Below are 19,286 nucleotides of genomic sequence, written 5' to 3' on the forward strand. Positions count from 1 at the left end.
GAGCACGTCACCGGCAAACAGTAGCGCGGGATAGTTCTTCTCAGTACAGGAGGCCTACCGGGATCGTCTTTTCGTTTCCGTTCACGAAAATGCGGCCCCGCGCGATCTCTACTTTTCTCGGTTTGCCCTTTGCGTCCCGGGCGAAACTTCGGAAGGTGAAGCTTGGTGCCTCGTTGACGTCAGACGTGATCTGGGCGAGCATTTCTGCCGCCAGCGCCTCTCCCAGCATCAGGCTGCGGGTGTTGTCGGTGCGCCAGTGCACGCCACCCATCGAACGGCCCATGGCGACATTCTGCGCGAGCTTGTTAAGTTCGCCCTCAATGGTAAGCTTTTCGGCAACAGCCTTGTCTGCAGCGCTACTACTGGATTGGTTAAGGGCAATACGGTTGTCGAAATACGTGATCCCGTCATGCCCCGTCAACGGAGTCCCGCTTGGTGCAGTCGGACGATACACGGTAATCGGTCTTCCTTTTCCGTAGGGTTCATCGCGTTCCTCAAGCGTGCCGAAGGCGATCGGTACGTCAGCCCCATCAGCTTCGGTTGTGAAGGTCATAAAAAATGCCTTCAGCACGGTGACACAGGCCCCGGCGACCGTGGCATGTCCGGCGCCGTAGGCGGGATGCGTGGGGCTGCCTGCTGAGAAGGCCATTGGCAAAAGCATCGTCTCTCCAGCAGCGCCACCGCCATTTTTTGATCTTGTGATAGACTTGATCTCTTTGATCGCATCGGTGTCGCAGATCCAGCGGGGCAGGCCGTAGTCGCGTTTACGTCCGCCGACACCCAGATTCTGGACATGCACCAATCCGCCATAGGCTTCGGGACGCAGGCGCAGATTGACCTGCCACTTCTGCCGCCAGACCACCTTGAGCGCGCGCGTTGCCACTTCGGATACCAGCGCCAGGATATGCGGGCCGCCGAGTACACCAAAGCCAGCTTCCCGATCAGGCAATGCGCCCTTTACGATGCTGTTGCCAACATCGTGATAGGGGTTGCCGAGCGGCCACTTGGCGGCACCTGAAAGCAGGATCAGGGCAGCGTTGAAATATGCCTGGTGCAAAGCGTCCTTGTTCACGAAGCGTGCCAGATCACGCATGGTGCTGATGTATCGCTCATCTTGTTCGTAATGTTTCCCCTCGTCGGGCGCGGTAGCGGAATAAACCGCCTCGTTTGAACCGGGATAGGCATTGCCGGCATCGTCGCGCCCGGAGTTCTGCACCGCCAACCAGTCACCGAAGTCCGTAAGGTAATCCAATCCGGCAGCGTAGGGCCGCTGGCGCTGATCGATGCGCTGCGTCCCGAAACGCGCGGGACGCAAGAAAAACTGACTGATCATCGGCCCCACCTCGTCGCCGGGCAGACCAAGGCGGAACAGGGTATTGTCACTGAAATCCAGAAACTGATCCGACGAACCGGCCACGTCCAGTCCAAGGATGAAACGATCCTCAGGACCGTCGCTGTTGGGTGGAGCGGGCATTTCAAATTTGCTATCATTCGTGATGAAGCTCGATTTGATCGCTTGCTTGAAGCGCTTGTTGATTTCCTTTCTTGCCTTTCCGACCAATGGGTCAGCCGTCGTTGCGCTGCCATCGAATTGGCCGACATCGAGATCGCGCAGTGCGGCCATCCAGTAAAGCTCGAGCATCTCCGCCGCCGTGGTGTTCGAAGTGACGCCGGGGGCGGGTGGCATTGCATATTGGGCGGGGTGATGAATCAGCCGGTCGCTCGCCAATCCCCCTTGCGGATTGGTGAAGGCTGCCGCGAGTTTGGGCTTGTCAGGCTTGGGTCGCGTAACATCTCTTTGCGCCCCGCCCGGCACCTGCGCGAATTCGCTGCCATCGCCGCGCGTCGCCGACACAAGCGCCGCGAATGCCGCTGCATCTACTTCGCCAAATTCGTTGTGGGGCAGGGTTTTGTGGAAGCTTCCGACGCCTCGCACGGCATGGTAGCTCTCGCTGCTACCATCGGTTTCCCTGACATGAAAGACGCGGTTTGTATCGCCGTTTCCAGATCTCATCAAAATACCTCCCCAATTTCGCCAACTTAGATACACCCGGGAACCGCACCAGCCTTGGCAGGAGGAGGCTCTCTTGTGATATCCGATTTATATTTGATATTTTATTGGCGACTCGCTCAAAGTCGAAATTTATATGATAGCTCTCAATATTTCCACGCAATTCCATGCGCCTTATTTATCCAATCATTTCATCAAGATCTTTTAGCTTTTCGGGCAGGAAAGCATGGGTGCAGACTGACGCCCCTTGCGGTCAAACATCCCATTTTCGAAGCAGGCGATTGGTGAAAAGGCGATATTGAATAGCGCATTTGCCATCTCGATCGCGATCGACAACTGATTTTTTGATAAAAAAATTATAAAAACGAATAATATGGTAATTCCTCATTATATGCGCCGAAAATAACCCAGACGTTCGTTGTAAACGGCCTTATGATCGTAGCACTTTATGAGTCTAAATTATACCAAGTCTCATTGATCAGAACCCATGTGCCCACTGGCGCAGACCAATGGACATGATGCGCCAAGGCTGGTCGACGAGCTTGTTCCAAGCGAAGCAGCAGTGATCGACGATGTCATCGTAGGATGAGAAGATGCGGTTCGACAGCCAGTTGTCGCGCATAAACTGCCAGACATTTTCGACGGGGTTGAGTTCCGGGCATCTGGGCGGCAGCGGGCAGGAGGGTGATGTTGTCGGGCACGACCAGTTCTGCCGAGCCATGCCATCCGGCCTGATCGAGGATCAGGACGGCATGCGCTCCCGGCGCGACGTGGAAGGCGATCTCTTCGAGATGCATGCTCATGGCCTAGCTGTTGCAACGGGGCATGACGATGCCAGCGGCCTTGCCCTCGGCGGGACAGATCGCCCCAAAGATCCAGGCCGAGGCCCCGCGCTGGTCCTTGGGTGCTGATGGTCGGGTGCCCCGCTTGGCCCAGCGGCGTGTGAGCTTGGTCTGTTGGCCGATGCGCGCCTCATCCTGCCACCACAATTCTATCACGGTGCCGCGCGGCAAGGATCGTCGGACTTCTGCCAGTTGGCCTGCGAAGCTTTTTTAAAATCGGCGATGGCGTCCTCTTTCTGGCCGTGGTGCCGGGGGCGGGCCGAGAGCTTGCGGAAGCCCAACGCGCGCATCTCTCGGCTCAGAGTCTGCTTGGTAATCGAAAGGCCGAACTCGTCCCACACCCACTGTGCCAGATCGATGAGGCGCCAACGGACCACCCCATGTGCTGCGGGGATTGGACCCGCTTCAACCTGCTGTGCAAGAGCGCGGCGCTGTGCAGCACTCAGGATCGAGACTTTGCCGGGGGCCTTGCGCAATATCAGCCCGTCCGGGCCATCCGCGTTGAAGCGGATCACCCAATCCCGGACGATCTGAAGTGTCACGCCAGCTGACTTGGCTGCTTCGCTCCGACTGCTACCATCAAGGATCAACGCCAACGCCAGCAACCGCCGGACCTGGTCCGGATCGTCACAGCTCCGAGAAAATCGCCGTAAATCCCCCGGCGTGAAATCTGATCGAACCCCAATCGCTGCCGCCATCGCAAGCCTCCGCGTGCTTGCTCTGGTGAATCAGAAAATTACCCCTGCGCGAATCCCCCGCGTGAGTCAGCATCACTGGGACTTGGTATAAGGGGATGGTCTGCTTCGAGGCGAAATTGGGGATACGGTTCATTGCGAGCGTGACGGCGATCATCATTCCAAGCGGTTCAAGACGGGATGGCCCGGTGAGCTTAACAGGGGGTACACACCCACCGGGCCTGTCCGCCCCTCTGGTCCAAGGGGCGGGAAATCGTATCGCCAATCGCCACGACTGACCGAACATTCCTACTGACATTCATGTTAATAAAATGTGAATCGCATGAGCACTTCAAACCGACACAGCTCCCCATCGATTTTCGCTATCTGTTCTCCTCATCGCGCTGGTATAGGGGAGTGGAAAGGTAGGTTGCGGCGATGCAAGGCGATCTGGTTTCGAATGCGGCCAGCAAAGAGCTGTCCACGTCTTTGGTTGAGGCGGCAGAGCGCGAAAGCCTTCGGCTGACTTCGCCGAGCCTCGCATTGCAGGCTGCGTTAAATGCCTCGTCGATCCGCGAGTTGGCTCTAGCCCATCAGCAAAACGCCGCGCTTTTAGCGTCAAGCCTTGCGCGGACGGTTGAGGCTTCCGGGCTTGCCTCCATTCAAGCGCGCCTGCCGACCGTCGTAATGCCAAAAATCGGCGAGTCTGCTGCAGGACTCGCGTCCATGGAGCGCTTTCGCACGCCTTCGCTGGATCTCGTGACGATTGCAGCGGGCGCGGCACATTACCAAAGCGTTATGGCGCAATTCGCTCAGTCGCCATCGGTCATGACCGCGCAAGCTGAGATGGCACGTGCGCTCGCGCCTATAGCGGCAAGATACGTCGAGCCGCTGCGCGAATTTGCCTACCATGCCAAGGCTTTGAGCGATGGTATGCTGCCCGCATGAAAGATGTAAGCGCAGCGTTTGTCGCGCTGGAGGAATTACGCGGCGGGCCTCCGGCTGGCACGCTCACGGCAATCGTTGAAGCGCTGGCGATATCCTCGACGAAATACGCACCGGTGAATTACGATTATCCGGATGACGAGGTAATCTCCGCCGAGGATCAGGCGGCGTTGGACGGGCTACCGCTTCTCAGCCAGTCGATCGTGGAGCGTCGCGAGAAAACGAAGGACGGCACGCTGATCAAGGTTGTCGGTCCTATCTGGGGTCGGATCGTTGATATCCTTCGAACGGATTGGAACGCTGCCTACCAACTTCCGCCTGAACGGTTCGAAGAGTTGGTTGCGGGCGCGTTCGAGCGAGAAGGCTATCACGATGTGATATTAACGCCGCGATCGGGAGATTGCGGACGGGATGTTATTGCCGTGAGGAGAGGTGTTGGATCTATCAAGATCATCACCTCGGTCAAACGTTATGCGGCCAATCGAAAAGTGCCCCATGATGATATCCGCGCGCTCGTCGGCGTTCTGAACTGCGAGCAGGATGCATCAAAAGGCATGCTGGTTACCACGTCAAGGTTTCCCGCGAGGATAGAGCAAGAGCGCTTTCTTGCCCCCCTATTCCCGCATCGGCTCGAATTGATGGACGGGCCGCAGCTACTCAAGTGGCTCTGTAGGCTGCGCCGTAATTAGTACAGCTCGCGATGCTAGCTGATTTAATGATAACAGGTGGAGTTGTTAATGCCGATCCCGCAGCCTGCGCAGGGCTTCTTGAATGCATCCCGTGCGAGTGTTTCCAGCCTTAATGCGATCAATGCTGGCGTGATGATACGCAATGCCGAGAATTATCTTTGGGAAGCGATCTCGTGGGTCAAGCCATCGGAGTTAATTGATCTCGCCCGTGACGAGGCCGTTGCGCGCATTCGCGATGTTGCAGAGGGATTGATTGATTCCAGCGGATTTCCTCGCCAGCCGGATGTTGCAGCCATGCAAGCACAGGAACGGGCTATGGCGTCGATTGATAGTGTCGAAGCGCAGATGAAGCTTGCCGGACCAAGCGAAAAGGCCATTGGCTTGGGTGAGGCTTGGGAAAGTCCAGCATAGGTTGATCGAACAAAACGCATAGAGACGCGACGCCACAAGGAAGCTGTGTAGCGCACTGTATTTGATAAGGTGGCTGATTAGATTGAATCGATAGCCGGAGCCGATATGGACGGAATTCTGAAACCGGAAACGATCATATTCTTCGTGCTTTTTGCCGTGCCCGGCATAGTTGCGCTCTATGTGCGCGCGCAGTTTTTGACAGGCCGCATGCCTCCCTTGGGTGAAGGCATTGTCGGTTACGTTATCCTGTCTCTTATTTATCACGCGGCGATATTCCCCTTCGCGTCATCATTCTACGCAACTCCATCGGTGCGGGGATGGTACGCGGCTGGATGGTTCTCCCTGTTGTTTTTAGGTCCAGCGATCCTCGGTTTCGCATTGGGCTTGAACATCAGAAAAGGGTGGTCGAAAAAGCTGCTCAGTTACTTGAAAATCAATACAATCCATCCGGTAAATTCGGCTTGGGACTGGCGGTTTGGCGACTGTAAGGAGTGCTGGGTGATGGCCGTCTTGAAAGACGGCACGAAATGGTATGGCTATCTTGGCACGGACTCATTCATGTCATCTGATGTCGCCGAGCGAGATATTTTTATCCAGCATGTTTACGATTATGAAGGTAATGATAAACCCTGGACGCCAAAGAATACAAGTGTCTGGATAGCTCATGGCGAGATCCAGAGTTTAGAGTTCTGGCCACGACAATAAGGGAATATTGAGATGTCTAAAGGCAGATCACCTACTCCTCCGAGCACCGGCTCTCGCCCGCTCAATGAGGGATATCAGCCAACCAATCGAGGCCATCAGCCGACTGCGGCAATACCGCCAACGCGGATTGATGGTGGTCATCAGCCGACCGGCCAAGGTGCGCCGGGCCCGGGTACGCCTCCGAGCCAAGGCGGCGGCGGAAAAAAATAACTGATCTTTCTGGGTCGTCGCCGACTAAACCTCGGCGACTGACCTAACAAGAACCAGCGTATCAATATCGATATCGTCCCGGGAGATATGCTGAGGAAGCTCACTCGCGGTCTTGTCGATCACGGCCGCCTCGATCCTGACCCTTGCCTGCTTTAGCGCGCTTCCCACCGATTGGCCGCTTGCCACAGCCGCATAAAATTGCTGTGCAAACACGATTGCCGCCGTGTCGAGCACCGCGTCAGACATGGCGATCACCACCGGCACAGCCGGTAGTATGGCCGAGGCGCCATCGAGCGTGTCGCAGGCATTCAAGACAAGAAGTCGGGGCGGCTCATCAGTGGCGTCCAAAGCTTTGACCAAGAGATCAAATCCTACCTCTTGTTGCGAAGGCGCTTCGAGGTATCCGCCATCGAAAACGACGCCCTCATCGCCGCCATGTCCGGAAAAATGTACAATGTGAGGCCGGACATCGTTCAACCCGTCGAGCAAATCCTGAAACGACGCAGCGGTGCGCTGTTCGACATCAACGAGGTCACGATACTTCGCTCCGCGAAGAGCCCGTTGCACCTCGCGCACTTCCGCATCCGTGCGCAGGTTCATCGTCGGATTTGCCGTAAGGTAGAGAACCCGGAGCTTCTCGGGCTCGGGCGGACGGATATGGACGTAATGAACCTGCGGCGCCGACAAGCGCGCAATGTCGCGCGCATGATCCTTTTCCATTTGTCGCCGCTTGGTCGCTTCCCGTTCTGCCGATTGACGATCAGTTTTTTCAGCCGATTCAAGGCTGCGCTGCTTGTTGGCGATCTCGCGCGCATTGTTGGCGATCTTTTTGCCAACATCTGCTGCTTTTTTGCCGGCGGCCACCGCCTTTTGCCGATCGCGTTCCGCTCCACGCAGGTAGGTATTCGCGCTTGAGCTGGAAGATGCCCGCATAGCCGAGCCTTCCTGTCGCCTGACATTCTCCATCGCTTTCGCGGCGTCGCTTTCATGGCGATAGAGTTCCTTACGAAGCGCAGCTTCCTTTTCAAGAAGGCGAGCGAGATCGCGACGATGGGAATCGGACGACATAGGGCCTCCGGGGCGTTAGCGTTATGTTCAATCTATGTTCAACGCGACGTTCCGTCCAGCTTCGCAAAGCACCTGCCACTATTGCTGGCACGCTCGCACTCTGGGGAGTCTCCTGCATCCGGCGCACCAATCCGTTTGGGGCGACGTATCGGCATCTCGTCCGGCGAGGCAAGAACCCTAAAGTCGCGCTCACCGCGACGATGCGCAAGCTCATCATCCTCGCAAATACGCTGATTGCCGAGAAGCGCCCTTGGCAGACCGAACGTCCAGAAGGAGCTATCACGCCCAGCCTTGTTTGAGACGTAAGCCGCCGGTCGTCGCCACTTCCTCTTGCCGGGCCTATCGCCAATGTAATAATGTATCGTCGCGTTCAACGGTAGGGAGATGCGATGACCGAACTTAGCATGCGCGATTTACATGTGACGAGGAAAGCCCTCGCGATAGCGATCCTGATTATCGAGCGCGATGAAAGCGCGCTCCAGTCGTACTCCGACATGCAGGACATGAAGGACCTGCTGAGCCGCCTGATCGAAAGCGACGGGGAACTGGCATCCTATCAACGCGCGGCGCGTATTGCCGTTGACGGCAGGCCCGATTGAACGCCCTTCGGTCGTCATCATGCCGAGCCGCGCTGCGATGTTTGGGTCTTCGCGCGCCTCAGCATGATGAAGAAGGCGCAAAATATCTAATATTTATGTTGACTTAACACAGATGCTTGCGCGCATCGGTATCTCAATCCTTTCCACCAACTCCGACCTATCAGGATAAAGTTCGAACCGTGCATTCACCTTTTGGAGAAAGAGTGCGCTATATCCAGTATGACATGCAAATTGGCGCGATAAGCAATTGGGGACGTGCTACCTTCCCTTATCCAGAATCGGCAGGAGGGGATATTGTCACAGCAGCTTTTAAGCGCAACCAAGCCATCCGAGAGCAGCCGGGTCATTGATTATGAGAATGCTGAAATCGTTGCCGGCTTCGTCAACGACACTTTTTTCTTGGTGGTCAGCGGGCATGCGCCATGCCTGAATATGGACGTGACGCTGTCGCCTCTCATATATGTCACGTGCCCCGACTATTGGGGCATTGAAGTCGTGGGAACGCTAAAGGGCGGATTTTGTCTCACCGCGATCCGGCCCTACACCGTTTCTATTCCGCTCGCCGGAATCACTGGTTCGAAAGGCGTTGAACTTATCGGCCGTTCGAAATCTGAGCAATTCGACGTCACGGGCGGATGTTCGTGATCATTGTCCACTCGTTCAGCCTGACATAGTGCTGTTGCTCATGAGTGATGATGGAGCGCCGCCTTCCGCTCAACGCTCCTCAGCCGAATGCGAAAGCCCTGCCTTGGAGGGGAAGGATAAAAACCACGGTTGAAGAGTCTCCCTACCGCCCGCGCAACGCCGCCACCGCGGCGCGCGTCGGCGTGGTCAGCGGCTCCGGCAGCGCGTCGAGCGCGAACCAGGCCATGCCGTCATGCTTGGTCGGCTCCAGATTGACCGGCTCCCCGCCGAAGTCGGTGACCAGATAGACCGGCGCCACCCAGTGCGTGCCTGCCGCGCGGTCGATCTGGTCGACGAAGCACAGCAGGTCGACCGGCTGGATCGCGATACCGAGCTCTTCGGCGATTTCGCGGCGGGTGGCTGCCGCCGCGGGCTCGAACAGGTCGATCTTGCCGCCCGGCAGCCCCCAGGCGCCCGCTTCGGGCTCCTTCAGGCGGCGAACGAGCAGGATGCGACCGTCGACGACGATCGCGGCGCCGCATCCGGCACGGGGTTCGGACTGCATCGTCGGCGCTCCTGACACATCATGGTTGCGCGCGCCTGCCATGATCGGCGGCGGTTTGTCGACCATCCCGATGGTGACCCATCCGCATAGCCCCCTCGCTCGTTTGGGCTCCGGGAAATTCCCCCCCAGATTCCCGTCTGTTTTCCGACGATACCAACGCCCCCCGCTCTCGCGCACGGTTCGCACCATGAGAGGGAGCGCATCATGATCTGCCCGGCACGCCGACAGTTCCATGTGCCGACGCCGGATATGCCGGCGCCGGGTGCCGCCCCCATGCCAGCATGACCGAAACGCCCTTGCCGACAACCGACGAAGCCGACGCGGCGGCGGTCGTCGCCGTGCCGCGCTGGCGGCTCTGGCCGCGCGCGCGGCTGGCGCGGCTTGCCTGTTCGGTGCTGGCGGTTGCCGGCGCCTTCCTGTTCGCAATGGCCGCCACCCGGCTCGACCCTACCGCGCCGCCGCCGCCGATCCCGGCCCGGATGCTGCGCGCGCCGCCGCAGCCCGGCCTGCCGCCGATGTCCGACGCCGGGCCCGAAATCCCCTATGACGCTGCCGCCAACACCGCGCGCACGATGAACGCGCAGACCGCGTTCGTGCCGGGTGCGCTGGTGCTCTCACCGCCCTTCGTCTTCGCGGGCAATACGCTCGACCGCCAGCGCGCGATCGACTGCCTCGCGGTTGCCGCCTTCTACGAGGCGGGAACCGGCGTGGCGGACCAGCGCGCGGTGATGCAGGTGGTGCTCAACCGGGCGCGCCACCCGATCTTCCCGAGCAGCGTGTGCGGCGTCGTGTTCCAGGGATCGGACCGCACCACCGGTTGCCAGTTCACCTTCACCTGCGACGGCGCGATGTATCGCCGCCGCCCCTCTCCGCTCGCCTGGGCGCAGGCGCAGCAGGTGGCGATGCAGATGCTGTCCGGATCGACCGATCCGGTGGTCGGCATGGCGACGCACTACCACACCGACTGGGTCCACCCCGCCTGGAGCGGCCAGATGGACAAGATCGCCGCGATCCGCACCCATCTGTTCTTCCGGATGCGCGGTGCGGCGGGCGCGTTGCGCTCATTCCGCGCCAGTTCGAGCGGCGTCGAGCCGCGGATCGCGCGCCTCGAACTGCTTTCGCTTGCCCACCGCGCCGACGCGCCGGCGGGCGGCCCGCAACTGGTCGCCGTCCCGCTGCAGGATCTGGAAACGCCGCCGCCAGCGGCGGCCGCGGCGTCGCCCGACCGCATCCTCGTCGGTGCGATCGAGCGCCTGCCCGATCGCACGAGCGCCCCCGATTCCGACATCTTCCTCGTCGCGCTCGATCCCGGCGCCGGCGCGGACAGTTTCATGGCGATGGCGGAAGCGCGCTGCGGCCGCCGCAGCCATTGCCGCTTTCTCGGCTGGACCGATGCCGCGCGCAAGCCCAGCCAGTTTCCCATACCGGGCGCCGCGATCGACGCGATGTCGTTCAGCTTCATTCGCCAGGGCAAGGCCGAGCCGGCCCGGGCGCGATGGAACTGCGCCCAATTCCCCCGCCAGGACGAGAGCCAATGCCTCAGCCGCGGCTCCTGAACCGCCGCGCGGCAGGCGCGCGCCCGCACACCCCGTTCGACAGGATGGATGACTGACATGCTCGTTCCGATCCAACGCGACCGCCGTTCCGCCGTGCTCGTCACCGGCGGCGCCGGCTATATCGGCAGCCACGCCGTGCTTGCCCTGCTGGATGCCGGCCATGACGTTGTCGTGATCGACAACCTCAGCAGCGGCTTCCGCTGGGCAGTGCATCCCGACGCCACCTTCTACCAGGGCGACGTCGCCGACAGCGCGCTGCTCGGGCGGATCTTCAAGGAGCATCGCATCGCCGCGGTGCTGCATTTCGCGGGATCGCTGATCGTCTCGGAATCGGTCGGCAACCCGCTCAAATATTATCACAACAATTCGGAGACGAGCCGGCTGCTGCTTTCCGCGATGATCGACGGCGGCGTGCGCAACATCGTCTTCTCGTCGACCGCGGCGGTCTATGGCGACGGCCAGCACGGACTGGTGGAGGAGACGTCCCCCACCCAGCCGATCAATCCCTATGGCATGTCCAAGCTGCTGACCGAGGCGATGATCCGCGACACCGCGCGCGCACACGGCATGGATTATTGCATCCTGCGCTATTTCAACGTCGCCGGTGCCGATCCCGACCTGCGTTCGGGCCAGTCGACGATCGGCGCGACGCACCTGATCAAGGTCGCGGTCGAAGCGGCGCTCGGCCGCCGCTCGCACGTCGCGGTGTTCGGCAGCGACTTCCCGACCCGCGACGGCACCGGCATCCGCGACTATATCCATGTTTCCGACCTTGCCGACGCGCATGTGCTGGCGCTGGATCATCTGCTCAACCATGACGGCGCGGCGCTGACGCTCAACTGCGGCTATGGCACCGGCTATTCGGTGAGCGAGGTGCTCGACTCGGTCGACCGCGTCTCCGGCATCCGCGTGCCGCGCCGCATGGAGCCGCGCCGCAGCGGCGATCCCGCGTCATTGGTCGCGTCGAACGCCCGCATCCGCGAGGCGCTGGGCTGGCTGCCGCGCCATGATTGCCTGGATGCGATCGTGCAGCACGCGCTGGCGTGGGAACAGGCGATGGAAGCGCGCAAGGTGGGGTGAGCGATCACCGCGCTCAGAGCGGCGAGCATTCCATCCGAGCCCTTCGCCCTGATCAGCCAGTGAGCGAAGTCGAAACGGCGCATCGAAGATGACAAGCTCGGGGCAACCCCTTCGATGCGGGCCTTCGCCCCGCGTAGTCGCTCCTCAGGGCGAACGGTTCAAACATAGCGCTTGGCGCGTCGATCCGATTCCGGCGGCCTCCTCACCCTCCGTTCGCCTCGAGCGCAGTCGAGGAACGGGAGGCCCGCGCGGCACTGTTTGACGCGACTTTCGTGTGACTCGTCCCTCGACTTCGCTCGGGACGAACGGTTTGGGGGCGGACCTGCTCCTCCCGGCCTTCCCGCGTGCAGCGGACGATGCGGCAGCGTCCTCACCCCAGCAGCGCCGTGACCCGCGCCGCCAGCGTGTCCATCGCGAAGGGCTTGGTGATCAGCGCCATGTCGCCGCCCAGTTGCTGGCCGCCGATGACGGCGCTTTCGGCATAGCCGGTGATGAACACCACCTTCAGCCCGGGCAGCAGCACGCGGGCGCGGTCGGCGAGCTGGCGGCCGTTCATGCCGCCCGGCAGCCCGACATCGGTGACGAGCAGATCGATACGCGCGCCGCCTTCGAGAATCGCGAGCGCCGAGGTGCCGTCACCCGCCTCGAGCACGGCGTGGCCCAGTTCGCCGACCACCTCGGTCGCCAGCATGCGCACCGTCGGCTCATCGTCGACGACGAGGATCGTCCGCCCGCTCGCCCCGCGCGGCTCGGCGATACCTGCGCTCGCCAGCGGCACCGCATCCTCGGCCGCGCCGAGGTGGCGGGGCAGGTAGATGCACATCGTCGTGCCGTGGCCGAGATCGGTCTGGATCCGCACCTGCCCGCCGGACTGGCGGGCGAAACCGTAGATCATCGAGAGGCCAAGCCCGGTGCCCTCGCCGATCGGCTTGGTGGTGAAGAAGGGATCGAACGCGCGTTCCGCCACCTCCTCGGTCATGCCGGTGCCGGTATCGGTGACGCACAGCGAGATATATTGGCCCGCCGCCAGCCCACGCTCGCGCCCCGCCTGGTCGTCGAGCCAGGTGTTGGCGGTCTCGATGGTGATGCGGCCGCCATCGGGCATCGCGTCGCGCGCGTTGATGCACAGGTTGAGCAGCGCGTTCTCGAGCTGGTTGGGATCGACCATCGTCGTCCACAGCCCCGCCTGACCCACGATCTCCACCTCGATGCCCGGCCCCGCGGTGCTGCGGACCAGTTCCTCGATCCCCGTGACCAGCCGGTTGGCGTCGGTCGGCCGCGGATCGAGCGTCTGGCGGCGCGAAAAGGCAAGCAGGCGGTGCGTCAGCGCCGCCGCACGCCGCACCGCCCCCTGCGCCGCGGTGGCATAGCGTTCGAGATCACCGACCCGGCCCTGGCCGATGCGCAACTGCATCATCTCCAGCGCGCCCGAGATGCCCGCGAGCAGATTGTTGAAATCATGGGCGAGGCCGCCGGTGAGCTGGCCGACCGCCTCCATCTTCTGCGCCTGGCGCAGCGCATCCTCGACGCGGCCGAGATCGGCGGCGGTGGTCGCCACCTCCGCCTCCAGCCCGACATTCTGTTCGCGCAGCTGGCGTTCGAGCGACTTCTGCACCGACACGTCGAGCATCGCCCCGACCATGCGCGTGGCGGCACCATCGGCATCGCGGATCACATAGCCGCGATCGAGCACGTCCGCGTAGCCGCCGTCCGCGCGGCAAAACCGATATTCGTCGGTCCACACCGTCTCGCGGCCATCGATCACGCGATGGATGCTCGCATCGATCCGCTGGCGGTCCTCCGGATGAATATGGTCCAGCCACCATTGTCCGCTCGGTTCGACCTGCTCGGGGCGATGACCATAGGCGCGTTCCAGTGCGGCATTCCACTCGACGAGGCCGCTGCGGAAATTCCAGTCCCACACCGCATCGTTGGTGGCCATACCGGCCATGCGCAGCCGCTCCTCGGTCTCCGCCAGCAGCGCGTCCGCGCGACGCCGCTCGGTGACATCCTGCACGGTACCGATCAACCGGGTGGGAAGCACGCCGTCAAAGAAGACCAGGCCGTGCGCCTCGATATGGCGCTCGATGCCATCTTCGATGCCGATGGTGCGATATTCGATGTCGTAGCGGTGATTTCCGCGCGGATCGAGCGACGCCGCCACCGCGCGATCGGCGCGCTCGCGATCTTCCGGATGCAAGCCGGCGAGAAAGGAGTCCGCATAGGTGATCGGTGCGTCCGGCCCCAGGCCGAACAACGCCTTGCAGCGTGCATCCCAGCGCAGCGTGCCTTCCTGCGGGCGAAAGTCGAAGCGGCCGAGCTGCGCCGCGCGTGCCGCAAGTTCCAGTTCCTCGCGGCTTTCCTCAAGCGCCCGTTCGGTCTTGCGGCGCTGGGTGAGATCGGTGAACAGGATCGCGACGTGGTGAAGCGCCGGATCGTCAACGCGATAGGCGTGAACCATGTACCAGCGATCGCCGAGCGCGCGCGCAGGCAATTCGAACCGCGCCGGCACCCCGCTCTTCGCGACCGCGCCATAAACGTCGAACCAGTGCTGCTCATGATCGGGTGCGATCTCCCGCATCCAGCGGCCCGTGGCGTCGCGGATACCGGTGTAGGCGGGAAAGGCCTTGTTGACCTCCAGGAACCGATAGTCGGCAGGTTCACCGCCATCGCCGAACTTCACCTCGATCACGCAAAAACCGGCGTCGATCGAATTGAACAAGGATCGATAGCGCAGCTCGCTGGCCTTCAACGCGGCTTCTGCCCGCGCGCGATCGACCGTTTCGGCAGCGCGCAGCGCGACATCCTCGGCGCGGGCGATCTCCGCTTCGCTCCACGTCCGCGGATCGGCGTGCACGAACAGCACCGAAGACAGGCGTTCCTCGCGCAGGAGCGGACAAACGATCAGCGCCCCGGCATCGATCGCCTGCCAAGCGGAGGCGTAGGGCGCGGTGCGTGGATCGGTCGCACAATCGTCGACCACGCTGGTGCCACCGGCGCGCAATTCCTCCAGCAACGCCGTCCCGAACGCGGCGGTCTGAAGCACGGTTCCGGCCATGGTCGCGACGCCCGGTGCCGCCCAGTCGCTCTCGATGCGGACCGTGTTTCCGTCCGCTGCCACTTCGGCATAGCCGCAGCGCCTGACGCCGATCGATTCACCCAGCATGCGCGATGCAGTCGCCATGATGTCCGAAGGATCCTCGAGCCCGCGCAGCCGCTCCACCAGCTCGAGCTGAAAGCTCTGGCGGGCGAGCAATTCGTCGCGGTCAAGGGCGTGCGAACGGGGCATTGCGTATCCATCGGCGAAGCGTGGAAGCTTGTCGAGCATCGCGTTGGCGGAGCCTGAACAAGGTGGCGCAGCCCGGCGCCGGCTGGCGCGGTGCGGGCGGGCAGATGCTCATCGGTTGTTATGCGACCGCCGCAGGCGGGGGCTCTGCGGGCCAGTCGTCGGGCGCGATGGTCGGCAATTCCTCGAAGCGGGCCTGCGAGATGCCGAGCTTCAGCGCGTCCTTACCCAGTTGCGCCGCGTCGGCATCCAGCGCGCGGAACTGCTGGTCGATCCCGGCGACGCCGCCCGTCCCGACCACGAAATAGTCGATCCGGCCACCATCGCAGGCGATCATGGCGTCGACCACGTTGCCGATCTTTTCACCGCCCTCGGTCACCAGCGGCAGGCCGGCAAAGCCGGTGGCATTGACCAGCCGGGCGCGCGGCGAACGGTCGCTCTTCTCTGCCGCCGCCTCCGCGCCTTCCTCATAGGCGCGCTGGCGGCCCAGCCAGCGCCAGATGCCGACGATGTTGACCAGGGTGAGGAAGATGTTGGTCGCCAGCAGATTGGTCTGGCCCGAGGTCAGCCCCACCGTCGACCAGCCGATCGAGCCGATCGTGAAGACGACGAAGCCCCACCCCGTCACCCGCGCGCCGAGATTGGCCGCGGTCATCATTGCGGCGATCATCGTCGCCGCCGGCGCGACCCAGCCGGCTATGGTTGCGATCATATGGACGCTTCCTCCCTGTTGGCCGACAGGCAACGTCCGATGCCGGGGGAAGTGCCGCCGCCTATTCGTCCGCCGGCGCCTCGTTCGCGAACCAGCGTTCGGGCGCCGCGCGGCCCTCGGTCGCCAAGGTCAGCGGATCGTAGAGACGGCCGCCCTTCATCACCGCGCTGATGCGCCGGGCGTTGGCGATGTCGGCGCGGGGGTCCGCCTCCAGCACGACCATGTCCGCGAACTTGCCCGGCACGATGCTGCCGACATCGTCGGCATGGCCGACGATCGTCGCACCGTCGATGGTCGCGGCGCGGAGCACCTCCATCGGCGTCGCGCCGCCGCTGGCGAAGGCCTGCATCTCCCAATGCAGGCCGAGCCCCGGCATCTCGCCATGGCTGCCCATGCCGACGAGCCCGCCGGCGCGCTGCAGCGTCGCGGCGTCGGCGGCGAACTGCGCGTAGGACTGGGCTTCGCGCGGCAGCCAGCGGCGGTTGCGCAGCTTCCCGGTCAACACCGCGGGCGGCATCCACTGCCTGAGCTTCGGATCGTCCTGCGGGCGCTTCTCGATGATGTAGTCGAACAGCGCCGGGCCGCCGCCATAGAGCACCGACAGGGTCGGCGTGTAGGCGATGCGGCTTTCCGCCATCAGCCGGATGACGTCGCTGCGCAGCGGGGTGATCGGCAAGTTGTGCTCGTTGCCGGCGAAGCCGTCGATCGCGTGGGTAAGGCCAAGCACGAGGTCGCTCGCGCCCTCGGTGGTGGGCATCATGCCCAGGTCCTGCGCGGCCTGGACGGTGAACTGCCGCTGCGCGCGATCGCCGACCATATAGGCCTTGATGTTGCGCGTGCGATAATGGTCGCGATAGCGGCGGAGTACGTCGAGCGCGTCCGCCTTGCTGTGGATTTCGCTGTTCACGAACACGCCCGGCCCGGTCGACCAGGCGCGCGGCCCCGGCATCATGCCGGCGTCGATCATGTCCTGATAGGCGAAGATGTCGGTGGTGAAGGGCTGCACCTCGAGCGCGGAGGTGACCCCGAAGGCGAGGTCCGCCGCGAATTCCCAATAGCCACGATCATGGATGCCGCGGCGGATGCCGAAGAAATGCGCGTGGGTGTCGACGAAGCCCGGCACGATGAAGCGGCCGCGCGCATCCTGCACCTTCGCCCCCGCCGGAACCGGCACCGCGCCGGTCCGCCCGACCGCGACGATGCGGTCGCCGCTGACGACGACGTCGGCGTCGGCGATCGCCGCCTCCCCCTCCATCGGCAGCACCGTCGCGCCGCGCAGCACCACGCTGCCCGCCGGCACGTCACGCGGCACGGAGACGGTGATGTCGGTGGTGGTGGCGGCCGCCTCGGCACCGGCGTTCGCGCTGGCGGCGGCGACACGACGGAAACTGCCTCCCACCGACCAGGTGATGCTGGCGCCATCGGGCGACCAGCCGAAGAAATCGGCGCCCACCCGCGTCAGCTTCGCGCGCGCCACGCCGGGAACGCCGAGGTTGAGCGTCGCCGGCTTGCCCGCGGTGCGCGCGGGCATGTCGAGCAGATAGAGCTGCGATGCCGCCCTGGCGAGAATGGCGCGCCCGTCCGGGCTGACCCGCGCATCCTCGACCGGCAGCGGCACGCCGACATATTGGCCCATCGCGCGTGCGACGATGCCGACCTCGTCGGTGATCGCGCCGCCTTCCGCCGCGACCGACTTCAGCCCGCCCTGGCCGTAGAACCAGATGCGACCGTCCCGGGTGAGGTGCGGCGAGCGCATGCCCACGGCGTGCGCGACCGGCTTCGGCGTGCCGCCGGTCGCCGGCAGCGCGAGCAGGTCCGTCACGCGATCGTCGGCGATCTCCGAAGGCGCGCGCAGCCGGTCATAATGACTGGATCGGAGCACGTAGAGGCGCGTGCCGTCCGCCGCGTACAGCGGCTCGCTGTAGAAGCCGGGCGCATCGGTCAGCCGGCGCGGCGCGCCGCCGGCAGCGGGCACGCTCCACAGCGCGCCGCCATCCTTTGCGGTCCAGCCGACATAGGCGATGCTGCGGCCATCGGGCGACCAGGCGGGCTGGAAGGCGTCGGCCGCGACCAGCCGGCGCGGGGTGCCGCCGCCCACCGCCTGCACATAGAGGCCGCTGAGCGCGGTGAAGGCGATCTGCCGGCCGTCGGGCGAGAGGCGTGGCGCCTGCGCGACGCGAACCCTGACCGGGCCGGTCTCCTCGCGCTGGCGGACGCGGGTGTTGGCGCCAAGCGGCAGGCTGACCGGCGCGGTGAACGGCACTTTGCTGCGCCGGCCGGTAGCGACATCGATGCGGACGATGCCGCCATCGACGCCGGCGACGATCGCCTTGTCGTCGGGCGTGAACACGAAGCGCGGCAGCAGATCGTCATAATAGCCGCTCTCCTGCCCGTCGCGATCGACCGGCCAGGCGAGCCAGCGATCCGCGCCGGTTTCCAGATTGCGCAGGCGCAGCCCGGCGCGCTTGCCGTTGCGGCTGCCATAAGCCAGCCAGCGCCCGTCATGCGACAGCGCCGGGCGGAACGCGCCGCCGCCGCCCACCGGCACCACCGTCTCCTCGACGTCGGTGGCGAGGTCGCGCCGGGCGATGCGCCAGTTGGGGGCGTCGTCGGGCGACCAGGTGGTACCGGACTTGGTGGCATAATAGGCGTATCGGCCGTCGGGCGAGATCGACGCGCCCATCGCGTTGATGCGATGGTCCCAATCCTCATTGCCGTTGGGCTGCGCCTTGACGACGGTGACACCGGCACCGCCCGCCACCGGGAATTTCATCAGCTCGAACGCGAGCACCGAATGCACCGCGCGCGAGACATAGAGGCTTTCGCCATCGGGCGACCAAGCCGGGGCGGCGTAGAGCGCCAGCGACCGGTCCTGCGAGATCTGGCGCAATCCGGTGCCGTCGATGTTGGCGACCCACAGGTTGGTGACGCCCGAGCGATCCGAGACGAAGGCGAAGCTTTTGCCGTCCGGCGAGATCACCGGATTGCGCTCGAACGCCATGCCGGTGAGCAGCGGCCGCGCGGTGCCGCCCGCCGCGTCGAGCGCGTAAATATCGCCCAGCAGGTCGAACAGGATCGTGCGGCCGTTGGGTGACAGGTCCAGCATCATCCACGTCGCCTCGCTGGCGTCGAACGCCAGGGTGCGGGCGGGGGCGAGCGGCAGCGCGGTGCCGTCTTCCGCGTGGGCGATACCGACAAGCGCGAATGCGGGCAGCATCGCGCCGAGCAACCGGCGGAACGGCGTGTTCATGAACGTCCCCAACAAGCGAACGAGGGCGCCCGCGCACCACCGGTGCGCGGGCGAAGGCC

At 63.5% G+C, this 19,286-nt stretch carries 14 protein-coding genes and 1 pseudogene; 8 read left to right on the forward strand and 7 right to left on the reverse strand.

All coding sequences use genetic code 11. From position 1 onward, the window contains the following. Positions 1 to 40: 40 nt before the first annotated feature. Positions 41 to 2,014, reverse strand: a complete 1,974-nt coding sequence (locus tag NX02_RS16060; RefSeq protein WP_158014042.1) for a phosphatase PAP2 family protein — start codon at positions 2,012 to 2,014, stop codon at positions 41 to 43. A 475-nt stretch (positions 2,015 to 2,489) separates the two neighbouring features. Then, positions 2,490 to 3,551 (reverse strand): annotated as a pseudogene (locus NX02_RS31630) (IS630 family transposase). A 414-nt stretch (positions 3,552 to 3,965) separates the two neighbouring features. Here NX02_RS31630 and NX02_RS16080 point away from each other — a divergent pair. From NX02_RS16080 to NX02_RS30765, 4 genes are all read left to right on the forward strand, one after another. Beyond that, complete coding sequence (locus tag NX02_RS16080) at positions 3,966 to 4,475, forward strand: hypothetical protein (protein WP_025293224.1); 510 nt, start codon at positions 3,966 to 3,968, stop codon at positions 4,473 to 4,475. Next, entirely contained in the window at positions 4,472 to 5,161 is a 690-nt protein-coding gene (locus tag NX02_RS30760) for a restriction endonuclease (RefSeq protein ID WP_025293225.1), read from the forward strand. The genes NX02_RS16080 and NX02_RS30760 overlap by 4 nt, the downstream gene beginning before the upstream one ends. A gap of 48 nt (positions 5,162 to 5,209) precedes the next feature. Beyond that, positions 5,210 to 5,572 (forward strand): hypothetical protein, encoded by a 363-nt coding sequence (locus NX02_RS32505; protein ID WP_158014043.1) that lies wholly within the window; start codon positions 5,210 to 5,212, stop codon positions 5,570 to 5,572. Between the two features lie 105 nt (positions 5,573 to 5,677). Beyond that, on the forward strand, positions 5,678 to 6,277 hold the full coding sequence (locus NX02_RS30765; RefSeq protein ID WP_025293226.1) for a DUF6338 family protein: 600 nt from the start codon (positions 5,678 to 5,680) through the stop codon (positions 6,275 to 6,277). A 234-nt stretch (positions 6,278 to 6,511) separates the two neighbouring features. Here NX02_RS30765 and NX02_RS31635 read toward each other — a convergent pair whose 3' ends face one another. Beyond that, complete coding sequence (locus tag NX02_RS31635) at positions 6,512 to 7,555, reverse strand: CHAT domain-containing protein (RefSeq protein ID WP_039996632.1); 1,044 nt, start codon at positions 7,553 to 7,555, stop codon at positions 6,512 to 6,514. 389 nt (positions 7,556 to 7,944) lie between these two features. On the opposite strand from NX02_RS31635, the gene NX02_RS16100 reads away from it, so the two are divergent. Further along, complete coding sequence (locus NX02_RS16100) at positions 7,945 to 8,154, forward strand: hypothetical protein (RefSeq protein ID WP_025293229.1); 210 nt, start codon at positions 7,945 to 7,947, stop codon at positions 8,152 to 8,154. A 294-nt stretch (positions 8,155 to 8,448) separates the two neighbouring features. Beyond that, complete coding sequence (locus NX02_RS31640; protein ID WP_084718285.1) at positions 8,449 to 8,799, forward strand: hypothetical protein; 351 nt, start codon at positions 8,449 to 8,451, stop codon at positions 8,797 to 8,799. A gap of 142 nt (positions 8,800 to 8,941) precedes the next feature. Here NX02_RS31640 and NX02_RS16105 read toward each other — a convergent pair whose 3' ends face one another. Then, positions 8,942 to 9,343 carry an NUDIX hydrolase gene (locus tag NX02_RS16105; protein WP_025293230.1) on the reverse strand — a complete coding sequence of 134 codons (402 nt, stop codon included), beginning with the start codon at positions 9,341 to 9,343 and terminating at the stop codon, positions 8,942 to 8,944. A 296-nt stretch (positions 9,344 to 9,639) separates the two neighbouring features. Here NX02_RS16105 and NX02_RS16110 point away from each other — a divergent pair, with 296 nt between their 5' ends. Next, positions 9,640 to 10,899, forward strand: a complete 1,260-nt coding sequence (locus NX02_RS16110; protein ID WP_162232687.1) for a cell wall hydrolase — start codon at positions 9,640 to 9,642, stop codon at positions 10,897 to 10,899. A gap of 57 nt (positions 10,900 to 10,956) precedes the next feature. Further along, positions 10,957 to 11,979 carry a UDP-glucose 4-epimerase GalE gene (galE, locus tag NX02_RS16115; protein ID WP_025293232.1) on the forward strand — a complete coding sequence of 341 codons (1,023 nt, stop codon included), beginning with the start codon at positions 10,957 to 10,959 and terminating at the stop codon, positions 11,977 to 11,979. Positions 11,980 to 12,349: 370 nt separating this feature from the next. Here galE and NX02_RS16120 read toward each other — a convergent pair whose 3' ends face one another. The 3 genes from NX02_RS16120 to NX02_RS16130 all read right to left on the reverse strand — a co-directional run bounded on the left by NX02_RS16120 (position 12,350) and on the right by NX02_RS16130 (position 19,227). Beyond that, positions 12,350 to 15,268: a PAS domain-containing protein gene (locus NX02_RS16120; protein WP_025293233.1), complete on the reverse strand. Its 2,919-nt coding sequence runs from the start codon at positions 15,266 to 15,268 to the stop codon at positions 12,350 to 12,352. Positions 15,269 to 15,386: 118 nt separating this feature from the next. Then, positions 15,387 to 15,977: a PRC-barrel domain-containing protein gene (locus NX02_RS16125; protein WP_245648609.1), complete on the reverse strand. Its 591-nt coding sequence runs from the start codon at positions 15,975 to 15,977 to the stop codon at positions 15,387 to 15,389. A gap of 61 nt (positions 15,978 to 16,038) precedes the next feature. Then, the gene (locus tag NX02_RS16130; RefSeq protein ID WP_025293235.1) at positions 16,039 to 19,227 is read right to left on the reverse strand and encodes an amidohydrolase family protein; all 3,189 of its coding nucleotides are present in this window, start codon (positions 19,225 to 19,227) and stop codon (positions 16,039 to 16,041) included. Positions 19,228 to 19,286: the final 59 nt, after the last annotated feature.

The sequence above is a fragment of the Sphingomonas sanxanigenens DSM 19645 = NX02 genome, from assembly GCF_000512205.2.
Taxonomy (GTDB): domain Bacteria; phylum Pseudomonadota; class Alphaproteobacteria; order Sphingomonadales; family Sphingomonadaceae; genus Sphingomonas_D; species Sphingomonas_D sanxanigenens.